Here is a 17,843-nt window from a genome sequence, read left to right on the forward strand (position 1 = left end):
TGATTTTATGATAAGGGAGAACCACCATGAAAAAATACATGGGCAACAAGCTTGCAATATTTCTATTTGTTTTACCTGCACTTGCAATTTTTATAATCTTTGATTTTTTTCCGATCATCCAGGTTTTTGCATACAGTTTTACTGACTGGAATGGTCTTACAACACCGACTTTTCTGGGTTTAAAGAATTACATAGACCTTTTTAATGATAGAGTTTTTTATACATCCAATAGAAATCAGCTTATTTTTGCAGTTATTATAACTGTATATCAGATGTTTTTTGCAACAGTATTTGCCATAACAATCTCTGACAAAAAGATGAAGGGCAGAAAGTTTTTGAGAGTTGCTTATTTCATCCCTGTAATCCTGTCAGTAACCGTTGTTTGTCAGTTGTGGAGCGCGATTTTAAGTGGCCAGGGACTTTTGAATAAACTGTTTGAGACATTTGGTTCTGATTATACTCAGAACTGGCTGGGTGACAGATATAAGGCAATCTATGTTATTGCTTTTGTAAATGCATGGCAGTGGATGGGCTATCAGTTTGCACTTATAGTTGCAGGAATCAAATCAATACCTGCAGATTATTATGAAGCGGCTAAAATTGACGGATGCTCAAATGTAAAAGCACATATGAAGATCACGATACCTCTTCTTGCGGAAACATATAAGTTTTGCCTGATCATATCCTTAACAGGTGGTATAAAGGCATTTACTGAAATGAATATTTTGACAGGCGGTGGCCCGAATAAATCAACGTTCACGCTTACCTACATGATGTATAATGCAGCATTTAAGAAGTCTGACTACGGATATGGTCTTGCATCTGCATCGATCATGGTTATCGAGTGTATGCTTGTAATGCTGCTCATCAACTTTATTTTCAGAGAAAAGAATCAGCTAAAAGAGGAAGAAAAATCTAAGAAGAGGAGGCTGTCATATGGAAACTAAAAGAAGTGTTTTACATAAAGTTTTTGTAGTGTTCTGTTGGATATATGCAGCTTTTTCACTATATCCGCTTATATGGATGCTTTTTTATTCATTTAAGACCAATCAGGAAATATTTGTCACAAATCCATTTGGATTTCCATGGCCATTACATTACGAAAATTACATAACTGCATGGACTAAATATGATGTGCCATTATACTTTTTAAATTCACTTCTTGTATCTGTAGGAACAGTAGTTATTACAATCTTTTGTGCATTGCTATTTTCCTATGCAACAAGTAGAATGATTTGGAAGGGAAGAACATTTACAAGGTTGTTTTTGGGGCTTGGAATGTTTATCCCTGTACAGGCGATCATGATTCCTGTAGTCAAGGTTGTCCAGAGATTCAATCTTATGGGAACAAGATGGTCCTTAATTTTCCCTTATATAGCTATAAACCTTGCATTTGCCTGCATGGTATACTATGGCTTCTTTAAAGGGATACCTATGGAGCTTGAAGAGGCTGCATGTATGGATGGAGCCAATATCTATCAGACATTTTTCAGGATCATAGAGCCACTTGTAAGGCCGGCTACAGTTACGCTTGTAATATATATTTTCCTAAATGCATGGAATGAATTCATTCTTGCCAATGTTGTAGTTGGAAGCATTCCTCAGCTTAAGACACTTCCTCTTGGAGTGTTGTTCTTCCAGGGCGAGTTTACGACAGACTGGGGCGGAATGGGTGCTACAATGGTTATTGCATCATTCCCTGCAATTATAGTTTATTCTATCTTCTCTGAGCAGGTGGAAAGTGCCATGACTATCGGAGGAGCAGTAAAGGGTTAATCTTGAATATGACATTAAAGGACATGGAGAGGCAGCATTCTGACAGGAAGCTTTCCGGTAAGGATAAAGCCCGCAACATGTCAATAAAGTATAAAATAGCATCAATGACAGTTGTAGTAGCACTAATACCAATAGTGCTACTTACTGTTTTGATGCTTATTTTTTATAACAGAGCAATTATGCAAAGAGCAGAAAAACAGATTGAAGAAAATATCAGGATCATGTCGGACAGGATCACATCTGTTTTGAAAAATGGCGAGCTTTGCTCAAATAATCTTACGATCGAGTTTAGTAATTTCTATAACGAAAGGATCATGAAGCAGGTAACAAGGGATGCGAGGATAACATCGCAGCTTTCCCAATCACTGCTTATTTATAATGGAATATCATCTATTGTTTTTATTGACTCTGAAGGGCGATTTTACTCAAGTGATCCCAAGCTTGAAGATATCAAGGATAAGATAATGGCTTCGGAGTACATATCATATTTAAAGGATATGGGCGGTAAAACTGTAATGATGGATCAGGCTGAAAACATCATGAACAGGGATGACAAAGAGATAGTAACCATGGGAAAACATGTCATAAATATTGTGACCGGAAGCCCTATTGGATATCTTTTTGTGAATATGGACAAGGATTATCTTATTGAATCTTCGCAAAGTGAGATAAGCTATTATTTCCTTTACGATACATTGGGAAACTGTATTTCTGAAAGTGACAGCAAAGAGCAGTTCTATTCTGATACAGATTTTTTAAGTGGCCTGATCAAAAGTCCTAAAGAACGCTTAAAGTATGGCGGTGAGACCTATCTTATGGCAAAGGACACACTTGATGAATTCAAGTGGACGGTTGTCGGGATCACAAATTTAAACAAGTTTAATGTGACAGGTAAGGACCTTTGGTTTATTTTGCTTACTACAGGCTCTATTTCTGCAGTCCTGCTTCTTTTATCAGTTGTTTTCTCAACCAATATAATAACAAGGCCTCTTAAGATATTGCATGACGGTGCCCAGCAGATTGCCGAGGGTGATATGAGCTACAGGTTCAGATTCAAGACAAAGGATGAAATAGGAAGACTTGGAAGAATCTTTAACTATATGACTCAGAGGAACTTAGAACTCCTAAATCAGGTAGATGAAGAGGCCAAAAAGAAAAGAGAATACGAGCTTGCCTTGATCCAGGAGCAGGTAAAGCCGCATTTTTTATATAATACTCTGGATATTATCATAATGCTCATTGAGATGAACAGGTCAAAAGAGGCTGCGAGAGTCACTCAAAAGCTTGCTAACTACTACAAGAATTCTTTATCCGGCAGTGAAGAGATTGTCAGTATTGAACGGGAAATTCAGATAACAAGGGATTATCTTGATCTTCAGACCATGCGATATGGAGATAAGTTTAAGTACGATTTTGATATTCCTAAAGAGCTATTTGGGATTAATATTCCTAAGATGACTCTTCAGCCTCTGGTAGAAAATGCAATTTACCACGGACTTAAGTACAAGGAAGACTGGGGCAAGATCACTATAACAGGACATAAAAACAAAGACACTATAAAACTGTATGTAACAGATGATGGAATTGGTATTGATGAAGAGAAACTTGCGTCCATGCAGGAAAATCTAAAGAGAAATGAGATTCCTGAAGATGCGGACAGAAAGCATTTTGGCGTATATAGTGTTGATCACAGGCTCAGATTATACTTTGGTGATGAGTATGGCCTTAGCGTTGACAGCCAAAAAGATCAGGGGACGACTTTTACGATCAGGATACCTGACGTAAGCGAAAAGAGGTAAATTGTTTTGAATAAGATTATGATTGTCGATGATATGCCTATTTTTTTGGAGTATTTAAGAGGTTGCATTGATTGGAATGCATATGGTTTTGAAATCTGCTGCGAAGCCCATGATGGCAGAGAAGCGCTGCAAAAGATGGAGGAATATCTTCCTGATGTAGTTCTGACAGATATAACTATGCCATACCTAAACGGTCTTGAGCTTTCTGAAAAGATCATTAAAGATTATCCTGATACTGCAGTTGTTCTGATAACAGGAAATAATGAATTTGAATATGCAAGAAAAGCCGTAAAGATCGGTGTTTGCGATTATATAGTAAAGCCTTTTGAAAAAGAAGAACTGATCCTTAGTCTTTTAAAGCTACAGGATAATATTGGAAAAGCTGTAGAGAACTCTCTTAGAGATGATTACGTTTTGACAGATGAGCTCAAAGCTCTTATATATGCCGGGATATCAGATTCTGAGCATTCAAACGAGATTGAAGAGAAGATATTTGGATGGGGCTCCGGGGCAGGATATTTGCTGGGGCTGGTTAAATTTGACGGGGATATAAATAATAACAGTTCAAGGGAAGAACTAATGAACTGGGAGCGCCTCATTGCAAAAATGCTTGAGGATAAACTTGATATAGATGGTGAAGTAAAGATTTTTAATGATTTTGAAAATAACATCATCATTCTCATGCGCTTCAATAGAGCTTCTGATATAAGCAATTTCAAGGGATATGAGTTTACAGATATTATCGATGTAGTAAAGAACCAGCTTGGCTTTGATATTACAATAGTTCTTTCAAGGGCTGATGAGCTAAAAGGTGTAAAAAAGGCCTATGAAAGAGCGCTTGGAACAGTGATGGTCAAGGGACATGGAAAACTTATAGACCTTAGAGAAGAGTCAGAGCCACCTGTTTTTACTTCACTTGACGCAATCTTCAGGCTCAATAAGGATATTGAAAATCTCTTATCAGATGACGTTGAAAATGTTATCAATACGATGTGGCAGCATATTAGAGAAGCGCATCCTAAGGAAGATGGGCACACTATCACTGATATGAATATTATAAGCAGTGCTCTCAGCGTACTTATGACTAACATTATCAATTCGGGATTTTCAATAGAGAAAATTTATGGCGATGGTTTTTCGCCGGAACACTTTTTTTCAGGATCGATAGGTTCTGATGAAATGAAGGATAAAGTGATATATCTTTTTAAAAAGAGGATTGAATTTGAAAAGGATAAGAAAAAGTCCAAGTCAAGAGATGTTGCGCTTTCTGCCAAGGAATATATAGAACAAAACTATATTAACAGTGAACTATCAGTTGCTGACATATCGGAAGTGCTTTGCGTTAACCAGACTTATCTCAGAAAGATGTTCAAAAGTGAAATGAATATGACTCTCTCTGAATATATAACACAGGTGCGTATGCAGGAGGCAAAAAGACTTATCACTGCAACAGATGAAAAATTATCATTGATTGCAGAAAAAGTTGGCTATAGCGATGTGAGTTATTTTTCAAATGTGTTCAAAAAATATTATGGAAATTCTCCACGTAGTATGAGCAAAGAGTAGTGTATTTTAAGCCATTTGTGGTATTATTTTAAATAACGAAATTTTCTGGTGACTTGATCTTAGAAGTGGAGGAGCTATGGTATTACTTGATATTTGTAAAAATGCGAAGGCTGCAAAGCCAGCAATGATAAAACTTTCAACAAAAGAAAAAAATGGGGCTCTTTTGGCAGTTGCAGAGGGTCTTATTAAAGATTGTGGCAAGATCCTTGAAGCAAACCGCATCGATTATGAAAATGGTGTTAAAAATGGCATGAATCAAGGGCTTTTAGACAGGCTAAAACTCGATGAAAAAAGAGTAGAGGCTATGGCTGAAGGCATCAGAGAAGTATCCGCACTTGAAGACCCTATAGGGCAGGAAATTGAGCATTTTGAGAGACCAAATGGCCTTAAGATAAAAAAGATAAGAGTTCCGCTTGGAGTTGTTGGAATAATTTATGAATCACGTCCAAATGTTACAGCTGATGCATTTGCTCTTACTTTTAAGTCAGGTAACGTGACTATTCTTAAGGGTGGAAGTGATGCTATAAACAGCAATATTGCAATTACAAATTCTATCAGAAACACACTTCAAAGCCTTGGTATTACAGCAGATGCCATTCAGCTCATAGAAGCTACGGACAGACAGGTTACAACTGATTTCATGAAGATGAAAGAATACGTTGATGTTCTGATCCCAAGAGGAAGCGCAGGACTTATAAGAGCGGTTGTAGAAAACTCTAATATTCCTGTTATTGAGACAGGAACAGGTAACTGTCATATATATGTTGACAAGGATGCTGATATCCAGAAGGCAATTCCAATCATAATCAATGCTAAGACACAGAGAATTGGTGTGTGCAATGCGGCAGAATCACTTATCGTTCATGAAGATATTATGGAGAAGTTCCTTCCTGAATTTGAAAATGCCATGAAAGAACACTCTGTTGAAGTCAGAGCAGATAAGCCAAGTAAGGCATATATGTCTTTTGCCATTGATGCAACAGAAGAGGACTTCGGAAAAGAGTATCTTGATTACATTATTTCTGTTAAGTCTGTAAAGAGTGTTGACGAGGCTATTGATCATATAAATAAATATGGCACCGGTCATTCAGAGTCGATCATCACTGAAAACAAGGAAACAGCAGATAAGTTTTTGGCGCTTGTTGATGCAGCATGTGTTTATGCCAATGCATCCACAAGATTTACAGATGGCTTTGAATTTGGCTTTGGAGCTGAAATAGGAATTAGTACACAGAAACTCCATGCAAGGGGACCAATGGGGTTAAAAGAGCTTACTTCCTATAAGTACCAAATCTGCGGAAATGGTCAGACTAGAAAATAAGGCATAAGAAGGAGTGGGTTTTTATGTTACAGGGTAATGAGGAAATACTAGAAGCCAAAAAACACATAATTGAAGTTGCAAGAGAACTTCATGAAATAGGGCTTCTTGTCAGAACTTGGGGGAATGTAAGTCAGAGGATTGACGAAAATAGCTTTTTGATCACACCAAGCGGCATTAAATATGAAGATCTTACTGTCGACATGATCGTGAAGGTAAATATTGATGATCTTTCTTACGAGGGAGATGTTTTGCCTTCTACAGAAAAGTGTGTCCATGCCGCCTGTTACAAAGAAAGAAAAGATATAGACTTTATTATTCATACGCACCAGGTTTATGCCTCCTGCGTTGGAACACTGGGAATTAAAAAAGTATTTTCATATCTTGATGATGAGGATATTGAGATTCCTGTCGCAGCATTTGCCCTTCCGGGGAGCGAAAAGCTTGTTGAAAATACTGTTAAAGCCATTAATAAATTTCCTGATTGCAATGGCTTTATTATGGCTAACCATGGAACATTATGCTTTGGCAAGAACTCAAAAGAGGCTATTTATGAAGCAGAAAAAATGGAAGTAGCCTGCAACAATTTCCTTATTGATGTCTGCAAGACAGATATTAAACACGGCGTTGAGTTTGGCTTTAATTCGCATCTTGAAAATGGAGAGATAGTTTATGAAATTCCCGATACTCCTAAGCGTGTCAAACACATTCATGAGCTTATTTATGCCAAGAGAAAGGATGTAAAATACATCATTCATAATAAATCAGAAGCTGTAATGACAGTATCAAGACGAGCTAATCATATGCGCCCGCTTTTATATGATTTTGCACAGCTTATTGGCGTAAGCGTAAAGGTCCCAAGCAATGAACATGGCAAAGACGGTATGAGCTATCACAATATTAAAAAGAACGTCAATGTTGTCTTTTCACTATATGATGGAGCATACTGCCTTGGCGCTTCTTATGACGATGCCATGGATGTGGCAGATGTTCTTGATAAGGGCTGCATTGCTCATGTCGCTGTAATGAGGCATGGCGAAGGGCACTTTTTGTCACTTTTAGAATGCATAAAGATGAACAGATTTTATAGAAAATCATACTCAAAGAGATCAGAAATTGTAAAAAAATAAATTGAAAGGCAGCGCATAAAATGATCAGAAGGCCGGAAAGCATCAAAAAAGGAAATACGATAGGAATAACAGCACCTTCTTTTGGAGCAGCAACAGAACCCTATAGTGTTCTTATTGATATAGCTATAAAGAATCTAAAAGAGAGAGGCTATAACATCATAGAAGGCAAGACAGCACGAATGGGTGATGGTAAGGGAATAAGTACAGACCCAAAAGTTACAAGTGCTGAACTTATGGAGTTTTATAAATCAGACGCCATAGATGCCATTATATCTGCCGGTGGTGGTGAGCTTATGAATGAAACCATCACTTACGTTGACTTTGAAGAGCTTAAGAATTGTAAACCCAAGTGGTATATAGGCTATTCAGATAATACTCATTTTATTTTTCCTCTTGTAACTATATCCGGAACAATGGGAATCTATGGCCCTTGCATAAACGGATATGGTAAAACCTGGGAGAATACAGAAAATGACGCTTTTGCGCTTTTAGAAGGGACAAAGACCGATTTTAAAGGCTATGATATGTATTCATACAGTGATGAGCCATCTGATCCTGATGCTCCTATAGATTACGATAAACTCATGACCTATGATCTTAACCAGAAAAAGATATTAAGTTCTTTTGACTGCAGTAGTAAGAAGGCTGTTAAGGTGGATGAGACAAAAGAACTTAAGTGTGAAGGGATGCTCCTTGGAGGCTGCCTTGATGTTCTCTTTGATATTGTTGGTACAAGGTTTGACAATATGAAGGAGTTTAAAAGAGAGCACAAGGATATAATCTGGGTTTTGGAAGAATGCGATCTTAATGTTATGTCATACAGAAGAGCGCTTTGGAACCTCAGAGAAGCTGGATGGTTTGATGATGCAAAGGGCTTTATCATCGGAAGAGCAAGAGCTGCAAGAGGAGAAGAGTTTACAGGAGTTGATGAATACAATGCTGTAACAGATATTTTGGAAGGCTTTGGTGTTCCTATCATAATGGACGCTGATATTGGACATATTTCTCCCATGCTTCCTGTAATTATGGGGGCAGAAGCAATTGTGTCCGCAAAGGGAAATGACTTAAGAATCAAGTATATAGAAAATTAATTCTGTTTAGGAAATCTTTATACGCAATAAAGTAAACAAACACTATAATATAAGTACCTGAGAACATGTATAATATGTGGAAATAAACAATTTTTTGTATTGTAGAGAGGTGCAAAATGAGAAAAATATTTAAAGGTTTAGTATTATTTGTATTAACTGCCGCAATTACTATTTTCACTATGAATCTCAATGTATTTGCCATGAGTGATGTTCCGGATTACTTTGATTTTCAGGATACTGTACTTTCGATAAATGCTGGCGAGACCAAGACCATGAGTATGAGGGCCAATTACAATTACACCTATTACCTGGGACCACATACAAGTGCAGCTACATATCTGGAGTGCTCATATGCAAGTGGAACTCAGAATGTTACATTTCATATTGGAGCAGATGAGACTGTAAAGAATGTATTTTTCTATTTCTATGTTGATGATGACAGGGTGCAGAATAAAGATATAGAGGATAATGTAGAGGTATACGTACAGAATATACAGACTACTTATGAAAGCATCTCTGTAACGCTTTGCGATGGAAAAACGGGTACTGTATCTAAAAATGGTAACACAGCTATTATGTATAATCAGGATAACGTTGCAATGGCTTCTTTTGCTCTTTCCAATAACAATGGACATAATGCTACCAATGGCTTAAAAGGAGTTGTTGAAAATGGAGCCAAGTATTTTGATGTAGTATCCGGCAATCCAAATGCAACACCGGTTGTTTCTGAGTCAGATAAGGGCGTCTTTATTGCTAATGGTTTTGCAGGTGTTTGCGTAAATGGCAATTATAAAAACTGGCCATAAACAAAAAAGATAATAAAAAGCATGTTGCTTTGTAATTTAAGCAACATGCTTTTTCTATTCTTTAGTAATCAGCAGATTTTACTTCCATCCAGGCATCATTGTATAGTCTGTCTGTTTCTGTTCCAAGATACTGATACGACTCTGTGTTTATTTCATTTAGATCAGGAAAGGCAACCTTGGAGTTGCGGATCGCGTCATCTTCAATGTTTTCCTGAGCTACTGTGTTAGGAGTGGAGTAGGTAATGTACTCAAAGTTCCTAAGAGCGATGTCTCCGCGGCACATAAAGTCTATCCACTTTTCAGCATTTTCAACATTTTTGGAACCTTTGGTTATTACCCAGGAATCAATCCATACGTTTGTGCCTTCCTTTGGTACTACATATTCAAGGTCAGGATTCTCGCGGGCTGTATAGATTGCTTCTCCTGAATAGATCACACCAAGAGCTGCCTCGCCACCGATCATCTTATCCCTTACCTGGTCAACAACGTAGGCCTGTACAAGAGGCTTTTGAGCTATAAGATCATCTGTTGCAATATCAATTTCTGAAGCATCTTTTGTATTCATTGAAAAACCGTTTTTGAGAAGTGCCACCATGAATGCATCTCTGACAGAGTCCTGCATGAGAATCTGTCCTGAATATTTGCTGTCCCATAGAATATCCCAACTGTCTACAGTTTCGTCAACCATAGTCTTGTTATACAGGATTCCGACTGTTCCCCAGCAGTAGGGCACTGAATACTTGTTTTCGGGATCAAAATCTTTGGATGATTCAAAGTACTGGTCACCAATGTTTACAATATTTGGAATATTGTCAAAGTTAAGCTCCTGTATCATGTCATTTTCAATAAGCTTTTGAATCATATAATCTGACGGGCATATAACATCATAAGCGGAGGTGTCCTGAGCGAGTTTGGCAAACATTATTTCGTTAGTTTCAAACATATCATATATAACATCAATTCCGGTTTCGTCTTCAAACTCTTTTATGACATCTTCATCTATATATTCACCCCAGTTGTATACATACAATTTACCGTTTGGGTATGAAGCGCTGTTTTTTACTCCGCATCCGGATATCAGTGTACTTAATGTAGTGAGAGATAGAAATATACTTAAGAATTTCTTTTTCATATGTAACTCCAAAGTTAGTCTTTATTCTTCTTTGCAGGGACTCTGTAGACAAGCATGAGCAGAGTCAAAACTACTACAAATATAATTGCAGACAAAGCATAGATTTCAGGCTGAATACCTCTTTTTACCTCGTTATAAATAAGAGTTGAAAGTGTTTCAAAACCAGAGCCTTTTGTAAAGTAGGTGATTATAAAGTCATCAAGAGACATTGTGAAAGCCATAAGTGCTCCTGATACGATTCCAGGCCATAGATCAGGGAGAACAGTCTTGTAAAAGGCATACAAAGGTGCTGCACCAAGGTCAAGGGCTGCCTCATATACATAGACATTCATGTTCTTTATTCTGGGCATTACACTTAGCATAACAAATGGAATATTGAATGTAATATGTGCCAAAAGAATAGTAGTAAAGCCGGAGCTTATATGTAAAAACCTAAAGAGCAGCATAAGTGATATACCTGTTACAATATCAGCGTTGATCATTGGTATATTTGTGATGCTCATTATAAATGAACGAAGCTTTTTGTTAAGGCCTATCATTGCAATGCAGGAAACCGTGCCGATGATGGTTGAGATGATAGTGGCAAGTACTGCAATTGACAAAGTGTTTATAAGAGCGCTGGCAACGGCTTCATCAGAAAGTAGATTAACATACCATTCGAGAGTGAATCCTCCCCATTTTGCTCTGGATTTACTTGAGTTAAAAGATAAAACAATTAGTGTGATAATGGGGGCATACATAAAGATAAGTAAAAGCCCCAGATATAATCTTTCAAGAACTTTTCTCATTTTTACTTACCTCCCTGATTGCCTGAAAGAGCTTCGATGATCATGTTTATGAAGATAAAGATCATAAGCACGATAGAAAGACCACTTCCAAGGTGCCAATCATACAGCTGTGTAAATTCCTGCTCAATGATATTTCCGATAAGAAGGATCTTGGAACCTCCAAGCATAGAGGAAATAGCAAAAGTTGTGAGGGCAGGAATAAATACCATTGTTATTCCGCTTAAAACGCCAGGAAGTGACAATGGGAATGTTATCTTAAGGAAAGTCTGAAGAGAATCAGCTCCCAGGTCTCTTGCAGCATTTATGACATTTTCATCTATTTTGCTAAGAGAATTGTAGATTGGAAGTATCATAAAGGGCAAAAAGTTGTAAACCATGCCAAGGACTATGGCTGCAGGCGTATTTATTATATTTATGGTAGGAAGGTGAAGTGATTCCAAAACAGTATTGATAACACCTTTTCCTTCAAGCAATGTCATCCATGTCAGAGTTCTTAAAAGAAAGTTCATCCACATAGGAAGAATGAAAAGAGTAACTATATATGTGTTTCTTGTAAGCTTCATGGATGAGAGGATCATTCCAAGAGGATATGCCAAAAGAAGGCACACCAAAGTGCTGATAAGGGCAAGTCTTATAGACCTTATCAGAGCCTTCATGTAACCAGGTTTTGCAATAGTTGCTATATTTTCAAAGGTAAAAAAGCCATCTTCAGTAGTGAAACCGTAATAGATGACCATTCCAAGAGGAACAAGTATAAAGATAAGAGCCCAGGCCATGTAGGGTGATGATAGAAGAGGGGCGGTATTTTTGTTTTTAAATAGTTTCACTTATTGCCTCCTCATCCTCTGACTCAGGAACGTTCATTATCTGAATATTGTATGGATCAACATTTATTCCAACATGAGTACCTACAGGTGAAAGCTTTGTTGAGTGTACTAAAAGCTCTCGTCCGCCGACCTCAACATCCATTTCATAATGGACACCCTTGAAGGTAAGGTCAGTAACGACGCCCTTTAAAGTGCCATTTTCGGGAGAAACCAGTTCAATATCCTCAGGTCTTATAACAACGTCTACAGGTTTATTCTCGCCAAAACCCTTGTCTACGCATGCAAATTTGGCTCCGAGAATCTCTACAAGTTCATCGCGAATCATTGTTGATCTGATAATATTGCTGTCGCCGATAAAGTCTGCAACAAAGGCGTTTTCAGGCTCATTATATATTTTTTCAGGTGAACCTTCCTGCTGGATATATCCCTGATTCATTACAACGATGTGATCAGACATTGTGAGGGCTTCTTCCTGATCGTGTGTTACATAAATAAAGGTAATTCCCAGTTCTTCTTTTAGTCTTTTAAGCTCATACTGCATGTCCTGACGCATTTTGAGGTCAAGTGCTCCCAAAGGCTCATCAAGCAAAAGAACTTTTGGCTCATTTACTATAGCTCTGGCTATGGCGATTCTCTGCTGCTGACCACCTGATAAAGATTCAGGGCTTCTGTTTTCGTAGCCTTCAAGATTAACAAGTTTGAGTGCATATTTGATCTTGTCTTTTATATAACTGTCAGATTTGTTCTTTATCTTAAGACCAAAAGCGATATTTTCTGCTACTGTCATATGTGTAAAAAGAGCATACTTCTGAAAGACAGTATTAAGCTGTCTTTTGTTGGGGGAAAGATTCGTGATGTCTTTTCCGTCAAATATAACACGTCCCTTATCAGGCGTTTCAAAACCACCTATTATTCGCAAGGTTGTAGTCTTGCCACATCCGCTTGGTCCAAGGAGTGTAACAAAAGAATTTTCATATATAGAAAGATTAAGGTCGTCCAATATAAGCTGACCATCATATGACTTACTGATATGTTCAAGTGTAATTAAGTCTTTACCCATTTCCTGCTCCTGATTATTAAAAAAGTATAAAAACTGACTTACTTTATTTTAATAAAGTTGTAGTAAGTGTCAATTACTTTTTTGCGTGATTTTTATGCTGTTTTTATCACAGTAAGTGACGATTGTTCCGTAGGTGGTATCGTAAGTTTCTATGCCAAGTGATGACAACAGATCCATAAGCTTATCATCAGCAGGTCTTTCGTTTGAAGTACTTATGATTGCAAAAGAAGGATCCACAAGAGAAAGCAGGTCACTTGTGTTTTTGGTATAGCCTCCATGGTGGGGCATCTTGATCCAATCTGCGGTCAAAGAGTAATCGTCATTTATTACCTGTTCGATCCTGTCTTTTTCAATGTCTCCAGTAAAAAGAAATTTCTTTGTCCCAAAGGTTATCATTGAAACAAGTGACATATTGTTGTCCATATTTTTGCTGTCTGAAAGTAAAACTTCCGGCGAGGATGCAGGGTAAATATCGATAATAAGGTCGTTATAGTTAAAAGAGATATTTTCATTAACAAAATAAACATTTTCCCTTGTTTTTATGCTGTCCATCAGACCTGCATAATATTCCTTCTGGCTCACATAGTCGGCAAGATAAATGTTCTTTACATCTACTGATGATAGTATTTTTTCAGCACTTCCTATATGATCCTGGTCATAGTGTGTGAGGATCAGGAAGTCTATTTCTGTAATTGAATTGTCTTTTAGAAAATTATCGATAGTAGTATAGGCATCATAGGTTCCTGTATCGATCATTCCGACAATGTCATCTGCTTGCAGCACAGCGCAATCAGCTTTTCCTACGTTTAAATTGGTTATGGTAAGACTACCTCCAGCGATTTCTGATGGTATATCAGAGGTGCTGGAATTGCCATGTGCTATAAACTGAGTAAGACCTATCAATAAGATCAAAAGACATATGATAAGGATAAGTAAAAGACCTGACTTTGATTTGTTTTTTTTCATTAGATATCCCTTTTTAAATTTTTATATATTAGTTTTATTATGGCATTATTTTGTGTCGGTAGTGTAAAAAAATAATAAAAAAGCTTAAATATTGATTACCTTCATGTACACATGATATATAATCAAAATAGAAACGCTATATAGACAATTGTGTGAGGTGTTCTCATGAGTGGTGGATTAGGGATCATAGCTCTTGAATCATTTGCAGAATCAGCAAAAAGAATCGATAAGATCCTTTGCGAGTGGCGCGGCGCAGACAGCTTTCTTATTGAATGTATATGCCCGAGATTTTCAAGCGGCGAAGGCAAAGCTGTGTTAAAAGAGTCTGTCAGGGAAAAGGATATTTTTATTCTGGTGGATGTATGCAACAATTCTATAAAGTATAAATTTGACGGAGAGTATAACAGAATGTCTCCGGATGATCATTATGCTGATCTTAAGAGAGTTATTGGCGCATGCAATGGAAAAGCAAAATCTATTACTGTGGTAATGCCTTTTTTATATGAAAGCAGGCAGCACAGAAAGGTTTTGAGAGAATCACTTGACTGTGCTCTTATGTTAAGAGAACTTGAACTTCTTGGGGTTGATAATCTGATCACTTTTGATGCCCACGATCCAAGAATGCAAAATGTTCTTCCTCTGAATGGTTTTGAGAATGTTTCTCCCACTTTACAATTTACACAGGCTCTTTTGACTGAGTATGATGACATTGAAATTGATTCAGATAACCTCCTTATCATAGCACCTGATGAGGGAGCAACAGAAAGAGCGGTATTTCTTTCTTCTGTTTATGGCGTTAATCTCGGTATGTTTTATAAAAGGAGAGATTACAGTCGTGTTGTTGATGGAATGAATCCGATAATTGCGCATGATTTTTGCGGCGGCGACATAAATGGGATGGATGCTATTGTAATTGATGATATGATAGTTTCCGGTAAGAGTATGCTTGATGTTTGCAGACAGCTCAAGGAAAGAGGAGCGAAAAGAGTATTCATTTTTGCGACCTTTGGTCTGTTTTCTTATGGCTTTAAAGAGTTTGATGAAGCATATGAAAAAGGCTTTTTTGAAAGGATATTTACAACTAATCTTATTTATCAGAAAGAAGAACTGCTTAGTAAAGAATATTATTACAGCGTAAACATGAACAGGTATATAGCATCTGCAATTGACACCTTAAACAGAGGAAAATCCATGTATAAACTTGTAAGACCACAGGATAGAATTAAGGAAGTTATTGCAGAGTATAAAGCAAAAGACGTTTAAAGTTTTGATTTCTTGTGATAGAATGTAGAAAATACGTAATTCTAGGAGGCAAACTAGTAATGGCTGGTAAAGATAAATACGTAGCTTATGTGTCAAGTTATACATCCGGACTGGGCACAAAGTATGGAATCAGAATTTATGATGTAGATCTTGAGAATGGAAGGCTTTATGAAAAGCAGAAGGTTGAAATAACCAATTCTTCCTATATTGGAATTTCACATGATAATAAAACTCTATATTCCATAACTGATGCAGGAGTAGAGTCTTATCACATTCTTCCTGACGGAAGTCTTGAATTTTTGAATGAGGCTTCTATCAATGGTATGCGTGGTTGCTACCTCAATATGGATCAGAGTGATAAGTTCCTTATTACAGCAGGCTATCATGATGGTAAGGTTACAATATTGAGACTTAATGAGGATGGCAGCATCGGTGAGATCACTGATGAGAAATATCACAAGGGCCTTGGTACTGCAGCAGGACGTAATCATGTTCCTCATGTTCAGTGCATTAAGGTTACAAAAGACAACAAGTATCTTCTTGCAGCAGATCTTGGAATGGACAGAATAAATGTTTATTCTCTTGATATGGAAACAGGTAAGATAAAAGAAGTAGATGTTATCCATTGCGATCAGGAATCATCTCCAAGACATATGCAGTTCTCAAAGGAAGGCAAATTCCTTTATGTATGTCTTGAGCAGAAGTGTTCCATCGAGGTTTATTCTTATGAAGATAAGAACGGTGATCCTGAGTTCGAAAGGATCCAGTCAGTATCAACTTCTGAAGAGGCTGATTCAATCGGTGTAGCAAGCAGCGCACTTACTTTCTCAGAGGACTACAATTATCTTGTAAGTTCTACTGCAGGTGAAAATAACGCACTCGTATTCAAGGTAGATAAAGAAACAGGTCTTATCACTAATAAGATCCAGCTTCCTGTAGCAGGTGAGTATCCTAAGGATGCAGCTCTTTTCCCTGACAACAAGCACCTTGTATCTCTTAACCACGAGTCAGATACACTTACATTCTTCACAGTTGATATGGACAAGGGAACGATGGTCATGAACGGACCTGAGCTTCCTGTATCAAGACCTAACTGTATCGTTTTCCATAAACTTTAATTTTTGAAATCAGAGCCTTCGCCAAGGTGCGAGGGCTTTTGGCTTATATTGGGAGGAAAATATGTCCGGATCTGTATTTGGTAATAATATAAAGATGTCCACATGGGGTGAGTCACACGGGAAAGCACTTGGGGTAGTGGTCGATGGATTTCCAGCTGGAATGGAGCTGGATGTTTTAGATATTCAGAAGTTTCTTGACAGGAGAAAGCCTGGAACATCCCCTGCAACCACACCAAGAAAAGAGGATGATGCTGTTGATATCCTTTCGGGCGTTTTTGAAGGAAAGACAACAGGTACGCCAATTTCTCTTATTGTAAAAAATACTTCTCAAAGATCTCAGGACTATAGCGAGATTGCGCAGTATTACAGACCGGGCCATGCAGATTTTGGCTTTGATGAAAAGTATGGATTTAGAGATTACAGAGGCGGCGGAAGGTCTTCAGGAAGGGAAACTATAGGAAGAGTTGCAGCAGGTGCGCTTTGTAGTAAACTTCTTAATGAGATGGGCATTAAAGTTATGGCGTTCACCAGAGCAATCGGTGATGTCGAGATTGATGAAAAGAAATTTGATGAAAAAAATATTCTTTTGACTCCGACAGCAATGCCTGATGCTGAAGCGGATAAAAGAGCGATGGAACTTATTTCCAAGTGCAAAGAAGAAATGGATTCTGTAGGTGGAGTGGTAGAATGCCGTGTTACAGGTCTTCCTGCAGGAGTTGGAGAGCCTGTGTTTGATAAGCTCGATGCTGTTATTGCTCATGCTGTTATGAGTATAGGCGCTGTTAAAGCAGTTGAAATAGGTGATGGTACGAGAGTATCAAAATACCACGGATCAGAAAATAATGATGAGTTTGTGATGAGTGATAGTTCTGTTGAAAAAAGAACTAATCATGCTGGTGGTATTCTTGGTGGTATTTCTGATGGAAGCGAAATTGTGATCAGAGCTTATTTCAAGCCGACTCCGAGTATTGCAAAGACTCAGAATACAGTTAATAAGTCAGGAGAAAATATTCAGGTGAGTATCCATGGGCGACACGACCCTGTTGTGGTTCCAAGAGCTGTGGTAGTGGTGGAGAGTATGTGTGCTCTTTGTACACTTGATCTTTTGATGTCAAATATGCTCTCAAAAGCAGAGAATATAATTGGATTTTATAAGAAATAATCGGAAATTAAAAAAGAGGAGCCTTGTGTTGTGAAACAAAG

At 37.7% G+C, this 17,843-nt stretch carries 16 protein-coding genes; 11 read left to right on the plus strand and 5 right to left on the minus strand.

What is annotated here, in order from left to right; translation table 11 throughout:
- Window positions 1-26 precede the first annotated feature (26 nt).
- The 8 genes from C4S54_RS00735 (at window position 27) to C4S54_RS00770 (ending at window position 9,486) form a co-directional block, all read left to right on the plus strand.
- Window positions 27-947, plus strand: a complete 921-nt coding sequence (locus C4S54_RS00735) for a carbohydrate ABC transporter permease (protein WP_103867831.1) — start codon at window positions 27-29, stop codon at window positions 945-947.
- Window positions 937-1,776: a carbohydrate ABC transporter permease gene (locus tag C4S54_RS00740; RefSeq protein ID WP_103867832.1), complete on the plus strand. Its 840-nt coding sequence runs from the start codon at window positions 937-939 to the stop codon at window positions 1,774-1,776. Before C4S54_RS00735 ends, C4S54_RS00740 begins: the two co-directional genes overlap by 11 nt.
- Before the next feature lie 8 nt (window positions 1,777-1,784).
- Window positions 1,785-3,575 carry a sensor histidine kinase gene (locus C4S54_RS00745; RefSeq protein ID WP_103867833.1) on the plus strand — a complete coding sequence of 597 codons (1,791 nt, stop codon included), beginning with the start codon at window positions 1,785-1,787 and terminating at the stop codon, window positions 3,573-3,575.
- A gap of 6 nt (window positions 3,576-3,581) precedes the next feature.
- On the plus strand, window positions 3,582-5,141 hold the full coding sequence (locus C4S54_RS00750; RefSeq protein WP_103867834.1) for a response regulator transcription factor: 1,560 nt from the start codon (window positions 3,582-3,584) through the stop codon (window positions 5,139-5,141).
- Window positions 5,142-5,217: 76 nt separating this feature from the next.
- Window positions 5,218-6,462: a glutamate-5-semialdehyde dehydrogenase gene (locus C4S54_RS00755; protein ID WP_103867835.1), complete on the plus strand. Its 1,245-nt coding sequence runs from the start codon at window positions 5,218-5,220 to the stop codon at window positions 6,460-6,462.
- A gap of 23 nt (window positions 6,463-6,485) precedes the next feature.
- Window positions 6,486-7,589, plus strand: coding sequence for a class II aldolase/adducin family protein (locus tag C4S54_RS00760; RefSeq protein WP_103867836.1), 1,104 nt, complete (start codon window positions 6,486-6,488; stop codon window positions 7,587-7,589).
- A 20-nt stretch (window positions 7,590-7,609) separates the two neighbouring features.
- A complete protein-coding gene (locus tag C4S54_RS00765; protein ID WP_103867837.1) occupies window positions 7,610-8,680 on the plus strand; it encodes a S66 family peptidase in 1,071 nt (356 codons plus the stop codon).
- Window positions 8,681-8,796: 116 nt separating this feature from the next.
- On the plus strand, window positions 8,797-9,486 hold the full coding sequence (locus C4S54_RS00770; RefSeq protein WP_103867838.1) for a hypothetical protein: 690 nt from the start codon (window positions 8,797-8,799) through the stop codon (window positions 9,484-9,486).
- Window positions 9,487-9,547: 61 nt separating this feature from the next.
- Here the strand turns inward: C4S54_RS00770 and C4S54_RS00775 are convergent, their stop codons facing one another.
- The 5 genes from C4S54_RS00775 to C4S54_RS00795 all read right to left on the minus strand — a co-directional run bounded on the left by C4S54_RS00775 (window position 9,548) and on the right by C4S54_RS00795 (window position 14,259).
- Complete coding sequence (locus C4S54_RS00775) at window positions 9,548-10,618, minus strand: ABC transporter substrate-binding protein (protein ID WP_103867839.1); 1,071 nt, start codon at window positions 10,616-10,618, stop codon at window positions 9,548-9,550.
- 14 nt (window positions 10,619-10,632) lie between these two features.
- On the minus strand, window positions 10,633-11,406 hold the full coding sequence (locus C4S54_RS00780; protein WP_103867840.1) for an ABC transporter permease: 774 nt from the start codon (window positions 11,404-11,406) through the stop codon (window positions 10,633-10,635).
- Between the two features lie 2 nt (window positions 11,407-11,408).
- The gene (locus tag C4S54_RS00785; protein ID WP_103868092.1) at window positions 11,409-12,182 is read right to left on the minus strand and encodes an ABC transporter permease; all 774 of its coding nucleotides are present in this window, start codon (window positions 12,180-12,182) and stop codon (window positions 11,409-11,411) included.
- Between the two features lie 37 nt (window positions 12,183-12,219).
- Window positions 12,220-13,293 (minus strand): ABC transporter ATP-binding protein, encoded by a 1,074-nt coding sequence (locus C4S54_RS00790; RefSeq protein ID WP_103867841.1) that lies wholly within the window; start codon window positions 13,291-13,293, stop codon window positions 12,220-12,222.
- A gap of 69 nt (window positions 13,294-13,362) precedes the next feature.
- On the minus strand, window positions 13,363-14,259 hold the full coding sequence (locus C4S54_RS00795; protein ID WP_103867842.1) for a ComEC/Rec2 family competence protein: 897 nt from the start codon (window positions 14,257-14,259) through the stop codon (window positions 13,363-13,365).
- A 165-nt stretch (window positions 14,260-14,424) separates the two neighbouring features.
- On the opposite strand from C4S54_RS00795, the gene C4S54_RS00800 reads away from it, so the two are divergent.
- The 3 genes from C4S54_RS00800 to aroC all read left to right on the plus strand — a co-directional run bounded on the left by C4S54_RS00800 (window position 14,425) and on the right by aroC (window position 17,802).
- Window positions 14,425-15,522 (plus strand): ribose-phosphate pyrophosphokinase, encoded by a 1,098-nt coding sequence (locus C4S54_RS00800; RefSeq protein WP_103867843.1) that lies wholly within the window; start codon window positions 14,425-14,427, stop codon window positions 15,520-15,522.
- A 59-nt stretch (window positions 15,523-15,581) separates the two neighbouring features.
- Entirely contained in the window at window positions 15,582-16,640 is a 1,059-nt protein-coding gene (locus C4S54_RS00805; protein WP_103867844.1) for a lactonase family protein, read from the plus strand.
- Window positions 16,641-16,701: 61 nt separating this feature from the next.
- Window positions 16,702-17,802 (plus strand): chorismate synthase, encoded by a 1,101-nt coding sequence (gene aroC, locus C4S54_RS00810; RefSeq protein WP_103867845.1) that lies wholly within the window; start codon window positions 16,702-16,704, stop codon window positions 17,800-17,802.
- Window positions 17,803-17,843: the final 41 nt, after the last annotated feature.

It is taken from the genome of Butyrivibrio sp. Su6 (assembly GCF_900108105.1).
GTDB lineage: Bacteria > Bacillota > Clostridia > Lachnospirales > Lachnospiraceae > Butyrivibrio.

Bases quoted from the DNA above. Each gene is read 5' to 3' on its own strand.
- C4S54_RS00735 (WP_103867831.1), top strand. From the start codon at position 27: ATGAAAAAATACATGGGCAACAAGCTTGCAATATTTCTATTTGTTTTA.
- C4S54_RS00740 (WP_103867832.1), top strand. From the start codon at position 937: ATGGAAACTAAAAGAAGTGTTTTACATAAAGTTTTTGTAGTGTTCTGT.
- C4S54_RS00745 (WP_103867833.1), top strand. From the start codon at position 1,785: ATGACATTAAAGGACATGGAGAGGCAGCATTCTGACAGGAAGCTTTCC.
- C4S54_RS00755 (WP_103867835.1), top strand. From the start codon at position 5,218: ATGGTATTACTTGATATTTGTAAAAATGCGAAGGCTGCAAAGCCAGCA.
- C4S54_RS00760 (WP_103867836.1), top strand. From the start codon at position 6,486: ATGTTACAGGGTAATGAGGAAATACTAGAAGCCAAAAAACACATAATT.
- C4S54_RS00765 (WP_103867837.1), top strand. From the start codon at position 7,610: ATGATCAGAAGGCCGGAAAGCATCAAAAAAGGAAATACGATAGGAATA.
- C4S54_RS00770 (WP_103867838.1), top strand. From the start codon at position 8,797: ATGAGAAAAATATTTAAAGGTTTAGTATTATTTGTATTAACTGCCGCA.
- C4S54_RS00775 (WP_103867839.1), bottom strand. From the start codon at position 10,618: ATGAAAAAGAAATTCTTAAGTATATTTCTATCTCTCACTACATTAAGT.
- C4S54_RS00780 (WP_103867840.1), bottom strand. From the start codon at position 11,406: ATGAGAAAAGTTCTTGAAAGATTATATCTGGGGCTTTTACTTATCTTT.
- C4S54_RS00785 (WP_103868092.1), bottom strand. From the start codon at position 12,182: ATGGCCTGGGCTCTTATCTTTATACTTGTTCCTCTTGGAATGGTCATC.
- C4S54_RS00790 (WP_103867841.1), bottom strand. From the start codon at position 13,293: ATGGGTAAAGACTTAATTACACTTGAACATATCAGTAAGTCATATGAT.
- C4S54_RS00795 (WP_103867842.1), bottom strand. From the start codon at position 14,259: ATGAAAAAAAACAAATCAAAGTCAGGTCTTTTACTTATCCTTATCATA.
- C4S54_RS00800 (WP_103867843.1), top strand. From the start codon at position 14,425: ATGAGTGGTGGATTAGGGATCATAGCTCTTGAATCATTTGCAGAATCA.
- C4S54_RS00805 (WP_103867844.1), top strand. From the start codon at position 15,582: ATGGCTGGTAAAGATAAATACGTAGCTTATGTGTCAAGTTATACATCC.
- aroC (WP_103867845.1), top strand. From the start codon at position 16,702: ATGTCCGGATCTGTATTTGGTAATAATATAAAGATGTCCACATGGGGT.